Genomic DNA, 15,760 nt, shown 5'->3' with positions numbered 1-15,760 from the left:
CGTGTGGCTGACCGTTATCACTTTCACCCTCCGTCTGGCCGGTATTATTATTTCCGGCGATCCTTTTCACTGGTATGATCAGCACCAGGGAACAGGTTCAGTGCACGGTGAATCAGGATAACCGGCACCCTGACAGGATCCGGGTAAAATTCCAGGAAGTTTTTGGCAGGGAATGCACGATGCGGGATGATGCATTGCTGCAGAAGTATACCATCACCGTCGATGGAGATCTGATAATGTACGTGCGGTGATGTGCCATTTCAGATAAAAAATAACCGGAAGGGCAGGGCATCGGAGGATATTCCCCCCATGTCCTGACATCTGTATAATAATTCCTGCCGTTTGGAATAACGCATTTTCGCGAAAGCGAATAAATGTCGCAAATCCCGGGAACAGGGGATCCGGAAAAAAGAGCCTGTGGCGAGATTCGAACTCGCGACTTCCTCCTTACCAAGGAGGTACTCTACCGGGCTGAGTCACACAGGCATGTCTGCACCCGACGAACATTTTCTGATGCGGGTTGCCTAACTACGTTGTGAGTAATCCCTATAAAACATTGCGGAGATGCATCGGAAAAAGCCCCCGTAATGCACCTTGTTGATAACCCGGTACGGATCCGGTACGATTATCCGGCCATCAGAGCGCATTCAGCCGGTCAATACTTTTTAAAACCCCGTCAAACGTTGCTACTTCGATCACCGGCTCGATACCGGATTTCCTGACAACGTTCATGACCGCAGAAAAATCGATCGTGCCGTCGCCGACCGCCCAGTGGGCGTCCGCGTCTCCTGAATTATCATGGAGATGGTAGTGCGCTGCAGGGTGTTCAAGAAACGCTGCAAGGCAGTGCATCTGGTGTGCATGGCCGACATCGAGGGCAAACGCGGCACTCCCGATAAGCGGGAGCTCTTCGGGTGTCTTGAGGAAGAAATAGTCCCAGTCCCCCATATTCTCGATAAAGAACCGGACCGAATATTCTTCTGAAAGGGTCGTCAGTTCCCGGAGAGACCGGGCCAGCTGCTGTTCAGCCTTATAACGTTCTTCCGCCCAGGCGAAATATCCCGGATGGATAACCACGCCTGCCCCGACCTCCGCACCGATCACCATACACTGTGCCATGACCTCGACACTGGCCCTGCGGATCGGTTCGAGGAGACTGGCGATATTGGTCCCCCGGCTGGGTGCATGGATGGAGAAATGGTGATTATAGGAACAGAGCAGCTCTGCAGTCTCAAGATGGTGGAGCCCTTCGTCCATGACCTCGATCCTGTCCGTGAGCGGCGCGATCTTTTCCAGCGCATCGGCAAGGGGGACCTGGTGCAGGCAGAACGTGGAGACCCCGAACATGATGAGTGGTCGTTTCCCAAGGGACTTAAACGTGTGCGTGCCGGTTGGGAGAGGAAAAAAAGCGAAGGGATTTTTCTTATTTTTTCAGCCGCACTTCCATCTGGGGGAAGGGGATATCGATACCTTCTGCAGCGAACCGTCCGGCAATTCTCGTATTGATCGCATCTTTCACGTCATCCGGCAGGTTGTATTTCCGTGCCCAGACATAGAGGATGAATTTCAGGCTTGAGTCCGCAAACTCGAGGAAAAAGGCTGTCGGTGCCGGGTCCTTGTGGAGGTAATCGGTTCTCTCTATGACATCATGGGCGATCTCCAGGAGGAGCGCCTTTACTTTTACCGGGTCGGAGCCGTACGCGACGCTGACCGGGATCGTGATCCGGAGCTTGACATCAGGCTCGGAATAATTGACAATATACGTTGACGTGATCTTGTTGTTGGGGATAGTCACGATCTGGTAATCGAGTGTCTTTAAGCGCGTGCTCCGGGGACCGATATTGATTACATCGCCGTAAAAGTTGTCGATCTTGACCCGGTCGCCGACCAGGAACGGCTTGTCCACGGTGATGATGGCCCCGCCTAAAAAGTTGGAGATGAGATCCTGTGCCGCGAGGGCAAAGGCCAGGCCGGCGATGCCCGCACCTGCAAGGAACGGGGTGATATTGATCTCCAGGTTGACGAGGATGAGCATGATCCCGGCAAACCAGATGATATACCGTGCGGCGAGTTCAAGGAGCTCGACCAGCCGGTCATCCCAGTCTCCTTCCGTCTTCTCTGCGAGCGCGTGACCGTAGATCGTAATGATGTCGTGGACGAGGGTAGCAATGATCCAGGTGCCGAGAAGGATGTAGATTGAATTCAGGATCTTATCGGAGATGATCCATGCATACTGGTCCGGGACAATACCGAAATATTTCAGCGCGATATAGACGGAAACGGCAATAATACCGACCTGGACCGGCGTCCCGATTGCCGCAACAATGATATCATCCCACTGCGTTTCGGTGGTTTCTGCAAATTTTTTCAGCCAGCGGACGATCGCACGGGCGATCCCGGCGATCACCAGCCCTATGATGACGGTGGCAATTGCAAACAGCAGACTATCATCCATACACGTACTCTTATGTGATTTCGCGGTAAATACTTTTAAGATTTTTATGGCGACGGGAAAAGAGATGACAGATCTGCTGCATGAACTGGTGGACCGTGACATGACGTTCATGCACATCTGCGGTACTCACGAAGCAGCGATCGCCAGGACCGGGCTGCGCAGCCTGCTCCCGGCGCAGCTGAAGATCGTCATGGGGCCCGGTTGCCCGGTCTGCATCACGCCGCAGGGCGAGATCGATGCCGCTCTTGATCTGGTGGAGAAGGACTGCATCATCGCGACATACGGTGACCTGCTCCGCGTACCCGGCTCCAGGGGATCGCTGGAATCGTGCGGCGGGGATGTCCGGGTTGTGCAGGGTGTCCATAAGGCGGTTGAGATTGCACAGAAGACCGACAAGGAGGTCGTCTTCATCTCGGTTGGGTTTGAAACCACCGCCCCGACCGTTGCTGCCGCCATCCTCACGACGCCTCCCAAAAATTTCTCCATCTTATCCTGCCACCGGGTTGTTCCGCCCGCGATGAAATGGCTGCTCGAGCAGGGCGAGGCGATGCTGCACGGCTTTATGCTCCCCGGGCATGTCTGCACGGTGATGGGATACGAGGAGTACGAAGTCTTCCCCGTACCCCAGGTCGTTGCCGGCTTTGAAGCCGAAGACATCCTGCTCGGCCTCCTCATGCTCGTGCGCCAGGTCAGGGAAGGGACGCACCGGGTTGACAACGCCTACCCCCGTGCGGTCAGCCGCGAAGGCAATGTCAAGGCGAAAAGGCTCATGTACGAGGTCTTCGAGCTGTCGGATGTGGAATGGCGTGGGTTCCCGGTGATTCCGGGATCCGGCCTCCGTCTGAAAAAGGAGTTCGAACAGTACGATGCCCAGAAGAAGTTCGGCATCGTCTACAAACATATCAGCAAGCACTCGGCCTGCATCTGCGACAGGGTGCTGCGGGGCATCGCGCAGCCTGCGGACTGCAAACTCTTCGGCAGGGTCTGCACCCCGCGGACCCCGGTCGGCCCGTGCATGGTGAGCCACGAGGGGGCCTGCAGGATCTGGCACCAGTACCACATGAAGAAAGCCTGATCTCCGCCATCCTTTGCCTTTATATGGGTGGGAGTGAGATTACATAAGGTAAAAGCTGCCTCGGTAGGGTAGTGGACATCCTAGAAGCCTCCGGAGCTTTTGACCCGGGTTCAAGTCCCGGCCGAGGCGTACTTCTTTTCACGTCCAAATCTCGTATCATAAAGATTCGAAAAGTTGTCTATCAGATCAATTAAAAAATCCGAGTGAAGACTGTCCTTGTCGTCTGCGATCTGGTGAACTCCTTTTCAAAATGAGAATATGACGGCCTGATCGGTAATCCCGGGTGATTTTCAAAAAAAAGGATCCTCTTTCAGTTCAAATCAGGTAAAATCAATATAAAGTCTGAGGTATTTTGCTGCCATTGCAATCACTATGATTCCAACGACAATACACAACAAACCTGCTGTGTCATAGATATTGGTCAGGATCCCTCCGAGATAGAGACCTGCCAATATGGCGCCAAATCCGATTATTGCTAATATTAGCATGGGAATAATCGTAGTTCCTGTATTCGATACGGTACTTTTAATGGTGATTTTCCCACTACTGATAAAGTGATACGCAAACATACCCATCACGAGGCCTATCGGGTATATCCAGAAGATAAACTTCGTCGGATCGGCCAATTGTGTGGTATATATCTGGATGATTGTTCCGCCGAAAAATACTGCTATAAATTCACCGAATTCTTTCGCATCAAATGTCGTAGAACGGTTAAAGAAATAGAAGCCGATCCACATGACGATAAAGCCCATGCAGAATGATCCAATCTCAGTAATCAATGTCGCATCCATCTTCTTCCTCCGGTCACCAGTTCAATGCCCACTGGTATAAAAATGCAATAATGTTCTCAACAATTTATATCTTTGCACGCTATAAAAAAGTCATAAACTGGTGACTTTTCCAGGTCTTTTAATAATGTTTATGAGACCCATCGGGCACCAGGAGTTTCGAATGGGGAATTGTTGGATAGCATCCCAGGAATAATGGGGAAGGTTTCTGATCATCCACTCATGGGATCCAAAAGCAGTCTACCATGAGAATCTGCATGATCTGGTAACAGCGGCCGGTGCACACGGGTACCCACGGGAACAAACCTTTTATCCACCAGCGGGTAACAGTACGGAAGATGGATAGTGACGGATTATGGCACGAAAAATTCTCTACCTGATACTCGGCATCGGAATCCTGTTGTTCTGCATATGCCCGGCACAGGCATTCACGGCAAAGACGCTGGATATTAATGTGCAGGGCAATGGAGATGCGATCATCACGTTCGATTATGCCCTGAGCTGGTTCGAGAACGTGGCCGTCTTTACCCATATCGCGGATCCCAATACCGAGCTGAAATCTGCCCTTGAGAACAATTACGGCAAGAATGTCGATGTCCTTGCAGCCACCGGTAACGAGGCCAAGGTCCTTGTCCACGACTTTGCAACCCGGAACACACAGGGTACTGCCGTTACCATGACAACGCCGGCCCTCTCGTTCCAGTCCGCGGAAAATGTGCTGAAGCAGTACTGGTTTGCCCCGCTCATTAATGTGGATTTCTCTCCCGATCTCACCACGGTTGATTTCCCGGACGGTTACATAGCGCAATACTATAACCAGATCGCGATCCCGCAGATCAGCCATACCATGGCATACTGAACAGCTGAATAGTATCCTTTTTTTTAGTTCAGTGCGCTCATATCGTGATTTTTTTTCAGAGCAGGGTTATTCTCTGCCTGTCATGGTATAAAAAAGGAAAAATCTCCAGCTATACCTGCCGGTGCAACCGCCAGGCTGCGTATGCCGCCAGTACCAGGACACTACCTCCCATAAAATATTCCATGGGCCCGTTCCAGCTGGCAAAGGGCAGGGTCTCCCTGACCATGGCCTTACCTAAAACAATCCCCCCGAGAATGAAGAGTACCGGCGCGCAAAGCAGTAAACTTCCTTTCAAAATTGCACGGGACTTTGTATTTTCCAGGATCTTCTGGCGGTATTTCAGATAGAGCAGGGCACACAGTCCGATCAGTACGGCAAGGACTGCTTCAGACGGGTTATTGAGTTCACCCAGGATCAGGACGTTGATGTAATCCGGGGAAAGGTGGCCCTGGAAAGGACCCAGCAGGGGGTAGAACCAGTTTGCCTGTTCCAGCCACATGGAGTCCAGTACCTGATGGGAAAGGATGCCCACGGCAATGCCGCAGACCGCCGGGTTTCTCCAGCGGTTCCAGACAACCAGTCCTGCGACCAGCACCAGCAGAAAGAACAGCAGGGTGTGGGCATAGATGCGCCCATAGCCGATACTGTAGGCAAAGATGATCTGCCCGACGGGCTTGTCGATCAGGTCCGGAAGGACAGCCCCGAAGGCACAGGGTATCACCCAGCGGCGATCGCGTACGAGATCCCCGATTACAAAACCCAGAACAATGCCCGTGAACAGGTGAAAGAAAAAATACATGCGCGATCTGTACTGTATCGTTGGTTATCTTTGGTAAAAAGGAGTGGGAAAAACCACTCCGGGGAACTCATCAGAACTTTTCTCTCTATGCGCAGAAGTTTTGACCCTTCATTAAAATCACGGTGTGTAATTTTCTGCCGATCACCGGATCGCATAAAATCCTGGCCAGATATACCTACGGTATGCCAGTATCCATTAATAATCCCGTGACCAATGATAATCCGACATATTTTATGTGCCGGATTCGAGAGAGGATGTATCGATGAAATATATTGTCACGGGGGGCGCCGGGTTCATCGGCTCCCATATTGTCGAAGAGCTTGTAAACGCAGGACACGATGTGGTGATTGTCGATAACCTGTTCTCCGGAAAGATGGAGAATATTGCACCGTTCCTTGCACGGGAGAACGTCAGGTTTGTCAAAGGCAGCATCACGGATCTCCCGCTGCTGCAGAAGAGCTTTGCCGGAGCGGACGGGATCTTCCACGAGGGGGCGATCGCTTCCGTCCCCCGTTCCATCGCCAACCCGGTCGCCACCAACGAGGCGAACGTGACCGGGACCCTGAACGTCCTCGTCGCCGCACGGGACTGCGGGGTGCGGAAGGTTTTATTCGCGTCCTCCTCTTCCGTGTATGGCAACACCCCGACTCTTCCCAAGCAGGAGGATATGTGCCCTCATCCTCTTTCACCCTATGCCGTATCGAAACTGACCGGGGAACAGTACCTCCGGATCTTTTCTGAGGTCTATGGCCTGAAGACCGTCTCCCTCCGGTATTTCAATGTCTTTGGTCCCCGGCAGGACCCCAACTCCCAGTATGCCGCCGTGATCCCGAATTTCATTACCCGGATCCTGAACCACGAGTCCCCGGTGATTTATGGCGACGGCGGACAGACCCGTGATTTCAGTTACGTGAAGGATGTCGTGCATGCAAACATCCGGGCCATGGAGAGCGATGCACAGGGCGTGTTCAATGTGGCCTACTGCCAGCGCATCGACTTAAAAGAACTCGCGGCCACGATCATGGAGCTGACCGGTATCACCGTACCCTTGACGTTCGATCCCCCCCGCGCCGGCGATGTCCGGGACTCGCTTGCCGATATTGCCCGGGCGAGACAGGCATTCGGGTATGCACCGGAGTACACGGTGAGAAGCGGCCTTGAGGAGACGATTGCCTGGTACCGGAACCGGTAATTTATTCAGCCCGGTTCAAACTTTTTAAAAATTGCCCTCGGTAGAAAACCTTAAAAATGTTTCTTACGCTCCCGGGGGCATGCAGGCATGCCCACCGCTGTGGCATCCCCGCATTGTGATGACGTCGTATTACCTGTAGGGAAAAGAACAGAATTTTCAGCTGACTCAATAACGCTGCATCGCAATGCGCCCCGAAGTCGAAGAACGCTTCGCGTTCTTCTCTTGCTTCGGGTCTGAAGACCCTCAGCATCCCCCAGCGGGGATGTCGAATCTCATCAGAGATGAGGCAGAAGAAGAACCATCAGGTTCTTCAACTCTGGTGGCGCAAGAGGGGGATGTTCTCGTACCTGAAAATGGATTTCTCCTGAGTAAAAAAGGGGTTTATTCCGTATTTACGGATCCATCTCTGCCGGCCGTCCCCTCTGTTGATTCCGGAACGAGCTCATCCCGGGGAATTTCGGGACTAACGGGCAGACCGACCACATACGGAATTTCCACGACACGGGACGGGGAGTCCCGTTGTATCGGATCATCCATGAGACGGGATGATTTGATCTCACGTACCGTATCCGGCAGGCTTTCCGGTGACTGCGCAGGAATCCCGATTTCTTCCACCGTTTCCGGTAATACGCGGTACCGGTGAAATGCCCGGGCCGGCCCCCGGACCCAGAGTTCCCGGATCAGCCCGTCCAGAAGGGTACTCTCCCTCAGCTCTTTGAGTTCCTGCGCACAGGCCCTCAGGATGTTCTCGATCCTGAACCCTGCCTGCTTCAGCCTCCTGACCCGGACAACGCTCGATGTTCCGTCCCGGTGAACCACGAAGTCGAACGGGAGCACTGCCGCGGTTACCAGCTCGATCAGCATGAACCCTGCAGCCACGGCACTGCGCTTCGCCTCGCCGATCGCAACGACCGGCCTCTTTCCCCGGCTCATCCGGCCTCACCACGCATTGGCTGGTGTGCCGGATGCGGCTGCCGGAAAAATGCCGGCGTGCCTGTTTGTTCAACATCCTGTAATGCAAGCTGCCGGTACATTCCTGTTGAACGTTTTCCCCGGCCTGCATCGGAACCGATCTCATTGCAGAGCATTCTGCTGCTGCCATTCATCTCCCGGTTCCCTGTGCTCTCTCTTGCGTTTTTCATCTCGTTCATTTCCTGCCGCGTGCCGGACGATCGTCCGGGCCGGACGGAGCGTACGCTATCCGCTGCAACAATCCGAAGAAAGTTTTCGCCGATTCCGTCCGGCCCGGCTGCCCGGCCGTGTGGCAGATACCTGTTTGCTTTTGGGATATGTGGCCTTTTCTGAATAAATAAAAAATGTACAAAAAGACGGCCGCATTACTTAGTTTTGAGAGGAATAGAAAGAATTTTGAGCGTATTTAATTTTGCAAAAATGGGATGCAGTGAGTAGATCCGGACAGGATCCTTTCATTTACCCACCGGTATTCATCAATTTTTTGCCCATAATCTCTGAAAAACCCTGTCATATCTTCATCCGGTACGGGGCGGGGTCGTTCCACAGGCTGAAACAGGTGCCCGAAAAAGGCCTTCCGGAGCACCCGTAAAGAGCGCACCATTTCCGGCACTGACGGGAAAGGTCTACCCCGGTGCTCCTGTCCATTTTCCTTACGGTGGACATCGGCACCTGATCAGGCTGTCCACCGAAATCCGGGATCGGCTAACGGAGCCCAAATCGGGCTTATTTTCTCATGCAGGGGGGCATGTCCTGCCCAAGCAGTGTGTTAATATACAATAAATGTATACAAAATATTATGTCTACAACATCAGTATACAGTATCCGGATAGACTCCCGGGTCCGGAAGATGATTGAAGAGATGCCGGACCAGGACTGGCAGGCGGAGATCCGATCACTCATCGAACAGTCGGTAAAAATGAAGCGTAAAGAACAGCTCCTCTCGAAGGCCCGCGAGAACCAGGACACACTGATCACGGGAGTGCCGGCGGCCCAGGCGATCCGGGAGGACCGGGATGCCCGATAAAATTGTACTGGACTCCTGTGTTATAGCGGCAATCTTCCTGCCGGAAACAATTACCGGCAAAGCAATCGAGGCAGCAGCGGATCATTCCTGCGTTACGGTTGACCTGGCGTATACTGAAGTGGCAAATGCTGCATGGAAACGGGCTGTGCATGCAGGCAATGATCCGGCAACCGTGAAGACCTGCCTGGATGACAGTATCGCATTTATCCGGGATACCTGCGACGTGATCCCGGCGCACGATTTGATCACTCCGTCATGGGATCTCGCATGCCACCACCGGATCACGGTCTATGATGCACTTTTTGTCGCTGCATCAATACGGTGCAGTGCTCCGCTGGTCACTGCCGATACAAGACTTGCCGGTGCCGTAAGGAAAACCTGCCCGGTTATCCTTATTGGGTAACGATACCCTGTACACCGGGTGCCCATCTTTTTCTTGTGCAATGGTGCATCATCGATGGTAATGAGGGCAACAGCTGAACGATATGATACATGGCTGCCATCACGTTTCCTCATGACGGGAAAATTATTCTGCTTTTTTATTTTCTTTGATAAACGCTTTGACAATATCCATGCATGCCTTCATGGTCTCCAGGTCATCCTGCAGAACGCGGTACACCCTGGGGATATCAAGGGTGGTGTACTCATGGACGAGGATATTCCGGAACCCGGCAAGCCGTGACAGTTCCTTTGCAAGATCTTCCGGGATGATCCGGTAGTACCCCAGCAGCTGAAATGTTTCACGGTACGTATCGGGACGGCGGGGGGTTTTCATCACGGCAATGCCGGTAGCAATGTCGACAGACGCCTGTATTGAGAGGAGCAGGGCATGGCAGACCATATACTGCGTATCTTTCTTCTGCGCCAGATCATCGAACGGGATTCTCCCGGTAACGCTCCCAGGCCCGGAGGGCGTCATCAAGCATCTGCAGCCGTGCCAGGATCCGCATTTCAGGCCCGCGCAAGGTATTCACGGTCAAAAAGATCGTACATGGATTTCATATCCAGGTGTTCAATCGTTACCTGTGTCTCAAAGTCGATCCGTTCATCATCATCCCGCACATACAGCAGTCTGCCGGTGCTGATAACCTCAAATCCAAACCAGATCGGCTGACCATTGAGGACTTTTACGTCGCATTCAGAACGAACGTCCAGCGCTTCTTCGATACGGTCTCCTGCATCTGCTGCATACATCTGGAAGAATTCTTCACCAAGCTGCCGGCCATCAACGAGAAGAGCAATATCGATATCACGAAAATCATCGCGAAGGAGAAATGACCCGTATACGTATGCAATACGCAGAGAGGGCAGGGGTGCCAGCACATCGTGCATCCGCCGGATGATAATCTCTTTCTCCATCTGCTGCTCATCCATGGGGAGATATTGGGAGGGGGCGATTAAAAAATAATTCTTTTCCGGAAAGGGGTCCCGGAACACCTCCCGGGAACCGGGCTGCGCATGCTGTGCGGGGTGGCAATTAACCTGTGAGTATCTCAATAAATTCTTCCCGCGCAAACTTTCCCTGTCTCATAATCGAGAGGATAGTTCCAACTGGCAGGATATCCCGTTTTGGGACGATTACGAGCAATTTCTGACCAGTATTATCAATCCGTATAAGGGCGGTGTGGCTTCCTTTTCCCTAGTATCGTGCTTCTGTAAAGCCTGTCTTTTTCAATTCCGATATCACATGAGCAGAGGACACCCTTGGGAGTTTCACGCCTGGACCTCAATGAGAGAAGTGAATTTGTCATGCGTTGTAAGGGAGGGTTCGATATCTGCGAGCATCCCGTATTCCCGTGCATTTTTCAGATAGAGATCGATCGCTTCACGGATATTTTCAAGTGCTTCTTTTGGTGTATCCCCGCAGCTGGCGACCTCGAGTTCAACGCATTTTGAAACATACACGCCTTCTTCTTCCCAGATGGTAACGCTCAGGTGATAATTCTTCATAGGCTGGTTTTCCCCTCCTCTTATTGATTAGTGATCCTATGTTCTTATGTAAATTGTTTCCTTCATTTTAAACAGAATCGGCTCTGTTGAATGTATCAGGGGAATACATTAACATTCCCGTGGGCTTTGGCACAGGATGTTTCCGAGCCCCCGACAGGAACCTGGTTCCTGCTCCCGGGAAAATACCGGGAGGAAACTGGCATGAATTGCCGTAATCAGCTCTGGACATCCCCCGGACTGCCTGCAGGAGTTTTTCACGCCAGGCTTCCGGGTTCGCACTTTTTCCCGCAATATGCATGATCCGCAGACAGGAATACCTGAAGTTTCTCTTCAATTTTCGGCGTGAGGTAAAAATAGCCCGGGAGGGGGGATGCATTTGACGGCTCCCTGATGGCGTCGCGGATATCCTCATCGGATATACCCTCCTGGAGATGGTTCAGGATCTCGTAAAAGAGCACGGTCCCGTTGCCGGCCTTTATCCGGCATACGCAGCCTTTCTCCCGGACTGCCCGGATAAAGTAATGCGACGATCCGACCGGTCGGTGAGGTGTGTCCAGCAGTTGTTTTCTGATGAGATCATACTGCAGTTCGGATTTGTTGATGATGAAATACTGTGGAGAGAAGACGTTTTCCGGAACCCGTTTTTCTGTCGACATTTTCCATCACTGCTCCAATGTTCGGAACCCGCGTATGAAATGAATGATCGATCGATCTATGGGGAAACCACCATTCATTGTATGAGATAATAAATTTTCTGAAAAAATATTGAAGGAGCTATTTATAGACTCCTCATCTTGATGTGCAATAGATTTTTACATGATATGAGAGAATTATTATGGTAATTTTTTGGGAGCGGTTCATTCGTGACTTTGGAAAAACTTCTCAAAAAGACCGTCTGTATCGTCGGTCTTGGGTATGTCGGTCTTCCCCTTGCCAAAGCCTTTTCCGAGCACATCCGGACGATCGGGTACCGTAGAGACCAGAAGAAAGTTGACGAACTGAAAAAAACGCCGGGTAATACCATCGAGGCAACCACAGACCCGACAAAAATAAAAGAGGCGGATTTTGTTATCATCGCCGTGCCGACACCGGTCACGAAGGCAAAGGACCCGGATATGGAAGCGGTGATCTCTGCTTCAGTAACTGTCGGGAAAAACCTGAAAAAAGGTGCAATCGTGGTCATGGAATCCACGGTCTATCCCGGCGTCACCGAGGATATCATGGTCCCGATCCTCGAGCGCGAATCCGGCATGAAATGCGGGAAAGACTTTAAGGTTGGGTACTCTCCCGAGCGGATCAATCCCGGCGATGAAGAGCACACGCTCACCAATATCTACAAGATCGTCTCCGGTATGGACCAGCAGTCTCTCGATGAATTGTCCGATCTCTACGGCCTTGTCACGAATGTCTACCGGGCACCCACGATCAAGACCGCGGAAGCGGCAAAGGTGATCGAGAATGTCCAGCGCGACCTCAACATCGCGCTCATGAACGAGCTCTCGATGATCTTCGCCCGGCTCGGCCTCGATACCGAGGAAGTCCTCAAGGCTGCTGGCACGAAATGGAACTTCCATAACTACCGCCCGGGCATGGTGGGGGGCCATTGCATCCCGGTCGATCCGTATTACCTTGTCCAGAAGGCGAAGGAAGTCGGGTATCACCCGCAGGTGATCCTTGCCGGCCGTTCCATCAACGACTCGATGCCGAAATATGTTGCCGAATTGGCAATCAAGGGACTGAACAAAGTCGGGAAGACCATCAAGGGATCCAATGTCCTCATCATGGGCCTGACCTATAAGGAGGATGTCGCCGATATCCGGGAGTCTCCGGTCGAGAAGATGGTGCATGAGCTCAAGGAGTATGATGTGAACGTATACGGGTACGATCCCCTGCTCCCGGATGCTATGATAAAGCACTTCGGTGCAAAACCGCTGCCGAAACTCGACAGGAAGATGGACGCGGTGATCATTGCCGTCGCTCACAAGCAGTTCAAAGAGATGACGGTGAAGGAGATCCGCAAGCTGATGAATGATCAGCCCGTCCTGATCGATGTGAGAGGCATGGTGGACCCGAAGATCGCGGACAAGAACGGGATGTATTACCGGAAGTTGTAAGGCGAATGGGGTATTTCAACCCCGGTAATTTTCTTTTTTTATGTATTACCAGAATTCATGGATACAGTTCTGTAGGAATCCTCTCAGAATACCGACGCTCTTGGGGGCATGCAAGCATGCCCCCGCCGCTGTGGCATCCCCATAATGGGATAGTTCTGTATTACCGGTTCATGAAATTAATTTCCGGAAAAAAGGAGGTCCATGCATCGAAATGCGCCCCGTCTCCCACCGGGAGACTGGTGGCGCAAGAGGGGGGCATCATATCCAGCGAAAACATTTTCTCCAGAGCAATTTATACTATCAGATTTTTCCGTGATCACTGTCTGACCTCATATCCATGAATTCATCATATCCTTTATATCATAAATCACGACAAGAAAAATTTTCCGTGATCTATTAAAGGAAATATTTGTATTCAAAGCCGGGAAACAGATACCTGCGTAAGCTATGGTAAAAAAAGCCTTCATTACCGGAATCACCGGACAGGACGGGTCGTATCTTGCCGAGCTTTTGCTCTCCAAGGGCTACGAAGTCCATGGCCTTATCCGGCGATCATCGACATTCAACACGAGCCGGATCGATCAGATCTATGTGGATCCCCACACCCCACATGCCAGGATGTTCCTCCATTATGGCGATCTCTCCGATTCGGAACAGATCGCAAATATCATGTACAACTTCAAGCCGGATGAAGTGTATCATCTCGGCGCCCAGAGCCATGTCCGGGTAAGTTTTGAAACACCGGAATATACCGGTAATGTGACGGCACTCGGCACCACCCGGCTCCTCGAGGCGGTCCGGCGGAGCAATAACGGGATGAAGTTTTACCAGGCCTCATCCAGCGAGATGTTCGGCTCTGCTGCCCCGCCCCAGGATGAAACAACCCTCTTCCAGCCCCGCAGCCCGTATGCCTGCGCCAAGCTCTATTCCTACTGGATGACCCGGAATTACCGTGAAGGATACCGGATGTTTGCAGCCAATGGTATCCTCTTCAACCATGAGTCACCCCGGCGCGGAGAGACATTTGTCACGCGAAAGATCACCCGGGGTATCGCCAGGATTCTCGCAAAGAAAGAAAAATACCTGTATCTCGGCAATCTCGATGCCCGCAGGGACTGGGGATTTGCACCCGAGTACGTGGAATGCATGTGGCAGATCCTCCAGCAGAAAGAAGCGGATGATTACGTCATCGGCATCGGGGAGACCCATTCCGTGAAGGAGTTCCTTGATGCAGCATTCTCATACGCTGGTCTCGATATAGATAAGCATGTCAGGATTGACCAGAAATATTTCCGGCCGACTGAAGTGGAAGTACTGATCTCGGATCCGAAGAAGGCCCGGAAGAAGCTCGGATGGAAACCAAAGATCCGGTTTGAAGACCTGGTTAAGATCATGATGGATGCCGACATGCGGGCGATTGGGCTTACACCGGTTGGTGAGGGGGATAAGATCCTGAAGAAAGCGTTCCCGAAGAAATGGTGGAAGTCGGATTGAGTGCCGGTTTAAGATGCTGGAGTTCCTGAAATGACATTCTGGGATAATAAACAGATCCTACTCACCGGCGGCGCCGGGTTTCTCGGTTCTCATATAGTTGAACAGTTGCAACAGCGAGATGTCAGGAAGGAGCAATTGTATATTCCCCGAAGCAGGGATCTTGACCTCAGAAGGTGGGAGAACTGCGTTACGGCAGTGAAGGACAAGGATATTATCATCCACCTTGCCGCAAAAGTCGGGGGTATTGGTTTCAACCAGAAATATCCCGGTGAACTTTTCTATGATAATGCCATTATGGGGATCCAGATTATCGAGGCTGCCCGACAAGAAGGGGTGGAGAAATGTGTGATCCTTGGGACCGTCTGCGCGTATCCGAAATTTACACCAGTTCCCTTCAGCGAGGATGAACTCTGGAATGGATACCCGGAAGAAACCAATGCTCCTTACGGGATTGCGAAGAAGGCACTCCTTGTCCAAGCTCAGGCATATCGCCAGCAGTACGGGTTCAACGCAATCTATCTCCTGCCGGTGAACCTCTATGGCCCCCGGGACAACTTCAACCCGGAGAGTTCCCACGTGATTCCGGCTTTAATCAAAAAATTTGTCGATGCAGTACGAGAGAAGAAGCCCTCAGTTGATGTCTGGGGCACCGGTGCCGCGTCACGGGAGTTCCTCTATGTGGAGGATGCCGCCAGGGCAATTATTCTTGCCACCGAACGGTATAACAAGCCTGACCCGATCAATCTAGGCGCAGGGAAGGAGATCTCTATCAGGGATCTTGTCACCATCATCAAAAAACAGACTGGTTTTACGGGAGAGGTCCACTGGGATACAACTAAACCTGACGGGCAGCCGCGGCGGTGTCTTGTCACATCCCGGGCGGAGAAAGAGTTCGGCTTCATTGCAAAGGTCCCCTTTGACGAGGGGCTTAAACGGACCATCACGTGGTACATAAACCAGAAAAGATAGAGAAGAGTCTTTTATTGAAACGTTAACTCCTGTATCAATGATCAAATAATCCCAATCCAATCA

General features: G+C 52.0%; 19 protein-coding genes and 2 tRNA genes. 10 read left to right on the top strand and 11 right to left on the bottom strand.

Annotated elements, in window-relative coordinates:
• Positions 1-74 precede the first annotated feature (74 nt).
• Positions 75-251, top strand: a complete 177-nt coding sequence (locus tag ABSG49_RS07030) for a hypothetical protein (protein ID WP_424025412.1) — start codon at positions 75-77, stop codon at positions 249-251.
• Positions 252-412: 161 nt separating this feature from the next.
• Here ABSG49_RS07030 and ABSG49_RS07025 read toward each other — a convergent pair.
• The 3 genes from ABSG49_RS07025 to ABSG49_RS07015 all read right to left on the bottom strand — a co-directional run bounded on the left by ABSG49_RS07025 (position 413) and on the right by ABSG49_RS07015 (position 2,455).
• Positions 413-486: transfer RNA gene (locus ABSG49_RS07025), tRNA-Thr, on the bottom strand.
• A gap of 150 nt (positions 487-636) precedes the next feature.
• Positions 637-1,347 (bottom strand): sugar phosphate isomerase/epimerase family protein, encoded by a 711-nt coding sequence (locus ABSG49_RS07020; protein ID WP_424025411.1) that lies wholly within the window; start codon positions 1,345-1,347, stop codon positions 637-639.
• Positions 1,348-1,423: 76 nt separating this feature from the next.
• The gene (locus ABSG49_RS07015; RefSeq protein ID WP_424025410.1) at positions 1,424-2,455 is read right to left on the bottom strand and encodes a mechanosensitive ion channel family protein; all 1,032 of its coding nucleotides are present in this window, start codon (positions 2,453-2,455) and stop codon (positions 1,424-1,426) included.
• Positions 2,456-2,501: 46 nt separating this feature from the next.
• Between ABSG49_RS07015 and hypD the strand changes: the two genes are divergently transcribed.
• Positions 2,502-3,530 carry a hydrogenase formation protein HypD gene (hypD, locus tag ABSG49_RS07010; protein WP_424025409.1) on the top strand — a complete coding sequence of 343 codons (1,029 nt, stop codon included), beginning with the start codon at positions 2,502-2,504 and terminating at the stop codon, positions 3,528-3,530.
• A 57-nt stretch (positions 3,531-3,587) separates the two neighbouring features.
• Positions 3,588-3,659: transfer RNA gene (locus tag ABSG49_RS07005), tRNA-Arg, on the top strand.
• Between the two features lie 191 nt (positions 3,660-3,850).
• Here the strand turns inward: ABSG49_RS07005 and ABSG49_RS07000 are convergent.
• Complete coding sequence (locus ABSG49_RS07000) at positions 3,851-4,324, bottom strand: hypothetical protein (RefSeq protein WP_424025408.1); 474 nt, start codon at positions 4,322-4,324, stop codon at positions 3,851-3,853.
• 352 nt (positions 4,325-4,676) lie between these two features.
• On the opposite strand from ABSG49_RS07000, the gene ABSG49_RS06995 reads away from it, so the two are divergent.
• On the top strand, positions 4,677-5,180 hold the full coding sequence (locus tag ABSG49_RS06995; protein WP_424025407.1) for a hypothetical protein: 504 nt from the start codon (positions 4,677-4,679) through the stop codon (positions 5,178-5,180).
• Between the two features lie 109 nt (positions 5,181-5,289).
• On the opposite strand, the gene ABSG49_RS06990 is transcribed toward ABSG49_RS06995, so the two are convergent.
• Positions 5,290-5,979: a metal-dependent hydrolase gene (locus ABSG49_RS06990; RefSeq protein WP_424025406.1), complete on the bottom strand. Its 690-nt coding sequence runs from the start codon at positions 5,977-5,979 to the stop codon at positions 5,290-5,292.
• A gap of 262 nt (positions 5,980-6,241) precedes the next feature.
• On the opposite strand from ABSG49_RS06990, the gene ABSG49_RS06985 reads away from it, so the two are divergent.
• The gene (locus ABSG49_RS06985; RefSeq protein WP_424025405.1) at positions 6,242-7,171 is read left to right on the top strand and encodes an SDR family oxidoreductase; all 930 of its coding nucleotides are present in this window, start codon (positions 6,242-6,244) and stop codon (positions 7,169-7,171) included.
• 381 nt (positions 7,172-7,552) lie between these two features.
• On the opposite strand, the gene ABSG49_RS06980 is transcribed toward ABSG49_RS06985, so the two are convergent.
• Complete coding sequence (locus ABSG49_RS06980; RefSeq protein WP_424025404.1) at positions 7,553-8,104, bottom strand: hypothetical protein; 552 nt, start codon at positions 8,102-8,104, stop codon at positions 7,553-7,555.
• Entirely contained in the window at positions 8,101-8,313 is a 213-nt protein-coding gene (locus ABSG49_RS06975) for a hypothetical protein (RefSeq protein ID WP_424025403.1), read from the bottom strand. Before ABSG49_RS06975 ends, ABSG49_RS06980 begins: the two co-directional genes overlap by 4 nt.
• Before the next feature lie 629 nt (positions 8,314-8,942).
• Between ABSG49_RS06975 and vapB the strand changes: the two genes are divergently transcribed.
• Both vapB and ABSG49_RS06965 read left to right on the top strand, forming a co-directional pair.
• A complete protein-coding gene (gene vapB / locus ABSG49_RS06970) occupies positions 8,943-9,170 on the top strand; it encodes a type II toxin-antitoxin system VapB family antitoxin (protein WP_424025402.1) in 228 nt (75 codons plus the stop codon).
• Complete coding sequence (locus tag ABSG49_RS06965; protein WP_424025401.1) at positions 9,160-9,573, top strand: type II toxin-antitoxin system VapC family toxin; 414 nt, start codon at positions 9,160-9,162, stop codon at positions 9,571-9,573. Before vapB ends, ABSG49_RS06965 begins: the two co-directional genes overlap by 11 nt.
• Before the next feature lie 123 nt (positions 9,574-9,696).
• Here the strand turns inward: ABSG49_RS06965 and hepT are convergent, their stop codons facing one another.
• The 4 genes from hepT to ABSG49_RS06945 all read right to left on the bottom strand — a co-directional run bounded on the left by hepT (position 9,697) and on the right by ABSG49_RS06945 (position 11,776).
• A complete protein-coding gene (gene hepT / locus ABSG49_RS06960) occupies positions 9,697-10,089 on the bottom strand; it encodes a type VII toxin-antitoxin system HepT family RNase toxin (RefSeq protein ID WP_424025400.1) in 393 nt (130 codons plus the stop codon).
• A 32-nt stretch (positions 10,090-10,121) separates the two neighbouring features.
• The gene (locus ABSG49_RS06955) at positions 10,122-10,544 is read right to left on the bottom strand and encodes a nucleotidyltransferase domain-containing protein (RefSeq protein WP_424025399.1); all 423 of its coding nucleotides are present in this window, start codon (positions 10,542-10,544) and stop codon (positions 10,122-10,124) included.
• A 339-nt stretch (positions 10,545-10,883) separates the two neighbouring features.
• Positions 10,884-11,120: a type II toxin-antitoxin system HicB family antitoxin gene (locus ABSG49_RS06950; RefSeq protein WP_424025398.1), complete on the bottom strand. Its 237-nt coding sequence runs from the start codon at positions 11,118-11,120 to the stop codon at positions 10,884-10,886.
• Positions 11,121-11,374: 254 nt separating this feature from the next.
• Entirely contained in the window at positions 11,375-11,776 is a 402-nt protein-coding gene (locus tag ABSG49_RS06945) for a hypothetical protein (protein ID WP_424025397.1), read from the bottom strand.
• A gap of 207 nt (positions 11,777-11,983) precedes the next feature.
• Here ABSG49_RS06945 and ABSG49_RS06940 point away from each other — a divergent pair, with 207 nt between their 5' ends.
• From ABSG49_RS06940 to ABSG49_RS06930, 3 genes are all read left to right on the top strand, one after another.
• Positions 11,984-13,234, top strand: coding sequence for a nucleotide sugar dehydrogenase (locus tag ABSG49_RS06940; protein WP_424025396.1), 1,251 nt, complete (start codon positions 11,984-11,986; stop codon positions 13,232-13,234).
• Between the two features lie 447 nt (positions 13,235-13,681).
• Positions 13,682-14,728 carry a GDP-mannose 4,6-dehydratase gene (gmd, locus tag ABSG49_RS06935; RefSeq protein WP_424025395.1) on the top strand — a complete coding sequence of 349 codons (1,047 nt, stop codon included), beginning with the start codon at positions 13,682-13,684 and terminating at the stop codon, positions 14,726-14,728.
• A 30-nt stretch (positions 14,729-14,758) separates the two neighbouring features.
• Entirely contained in the window at positions 14,759-15,697 is a 939-nt protein-coding gene (locus tag ABSG49_RS06930) for a GDP-L-fucose synthase family protein (protein WP_424025394.1), read from the top strand.
• The last annotated feature ends 63 nt before the right edge of the window (positions 15,698-15,760 follow it).

Source organism: Methanoregula sp. (assembly GCF_049510175.1).
Classification (GTDB): Archaea; Halobacteriota; Methanomicrobia; order Methanomicrobiales; family Methanospirillaceae; genus Methanoregula.
This window is presented reverse-complemented; position numbering and strand designations above follow the sequence as displayed.

Excerpts from the sequence above, each read along its gene's own strand:
- ABSG49_RS06950 (WP_424025398.1), bottom strand. The coding sequence starts at position 11,120 with ATGAAGAATTATCACCTGAGCGTTACCATCTGGGAAGAAGAAGGCGTG.
- vapB (WP_424025402.1), top strand. The coding sequence starts at position 8,943 with ATGTCTACAACATCAGTATACAGTATCCGGATAGACTCCCGGGTCCGG.
- ABSG49_RS07000 (WP_424025408.1), bottom strand. The coding sequence starts at position 4,324 with ATGGATGCGACATTGATTACTGAGATTGGATCATTCTGCATGGGCTTT.
- hepT (WP_424025400.1), bottom strand. The coding sequence starts at position 10,089 with ATGACGCCCTCCGGGCCTGGGAGCGTTACCGGGAGAATCCCGTTCGAT.
- ABSG49_RS06995 (WP_424025407.1), top strand. The coding sequence starts at position 4,677 with ATGGCACGAAAAATTCTCTACCTGATACTCGGCATCGGAATCCTGTTG.
- ABSG49_RS06965 (WP_424025401.1), top strand. The coding sequence starts at position 9,160 with ATGCCCGATAAAATTGTACTGGACTCCTGTGTTATAGCGGCAATCTTC.
- ABSG49_RS06955 (WP_424025399.1), bottom strand. The coding sequence starts at position 10,544 with ATGGATGAGCAGCAGATGGAGAAAGAGATTATCATCCGGCGGATGCAC.
- ABSG49_RS06930 (WP_424025394.1), top strand. The coding sequence starts at position 14,759 with ATGACATTCTGGGATAATAAACAGATCCTACTCACCGGCGGCGCCGGG.
- ABSG49_RS07020 (WP_424025411.1), bottom strand. The coding sequence starts at position 1,347 with ATGTTCGGGGTCTCCACGTTCTGCCTGCACCAGGTCCCCCTTGCCGAT.
- ABSG49_RS07030 (WP_424025412.1), top strand. The coding sequence starts at position 75 with ATGATCAGCACCAGGGAACAGGTTCAGTGCACGGTGAATCAGGATAAC.
- ABSG49_RS06980 (WP_424025404.1), bottom strand. The coding sequence starts at position 8,104 with ATGAGCCGGGGAAAGAGGCCGGTCGTTGCGATCGGCGAGGCGAAGCGC.
- ABSG49_RS06990 (WP_424025406.1), bottom strand. The coding sequence starts at position 5,979 with ATGTATTTTTTCTTTCACCTGTTCACGGGCATTGTTCTGGGTTTTGTA.
- gmd (WP_424025395.1), top strand. The coding sequence starts at position 13,682 with ATGGTAAAAAAAGCCTTCATTACCGGAATCACCGGACAGGACGGGTCG.
- ABSG49_RS06945 (WP_424025397.1), bottom strand. The coding sequence starts at position 11,776 with ATGTCGACAGAAAAACGGGTTCCGGAAAACGTCTTCTCTCCACAGTAT.
- ABSG49_RS06985 (WP_424025405.1), top strand. The coding sequence starts at position 6,242 with ATGAAATATATTGTCACGGGGGGCGCCGGGTTCATCGGCTCCCATATT.
- hypD (WP_424025409.1), top strand. The coding sequence starts at position 2,502 with ATGGCGACGGGAAAAGAGATGACAGATCTGCTGCATGAACTGGTGGAC.
- ABSG49_RS06975 (WP_424025403.1), bottom strand. The coding sequence starts at position 8,313 with ATGAAAAACGCAAGAGAGAGCACAGGGAACCGGGAGATGAATGGCAGC.
- ABSG49_RS07015 (WP_424025410.1), bottom strand. The coding sequence starts at position 2,455 with ATGGATGATAGTCTGCTGTTTGCAATTGCCACCGTCATCATAGGGCTG.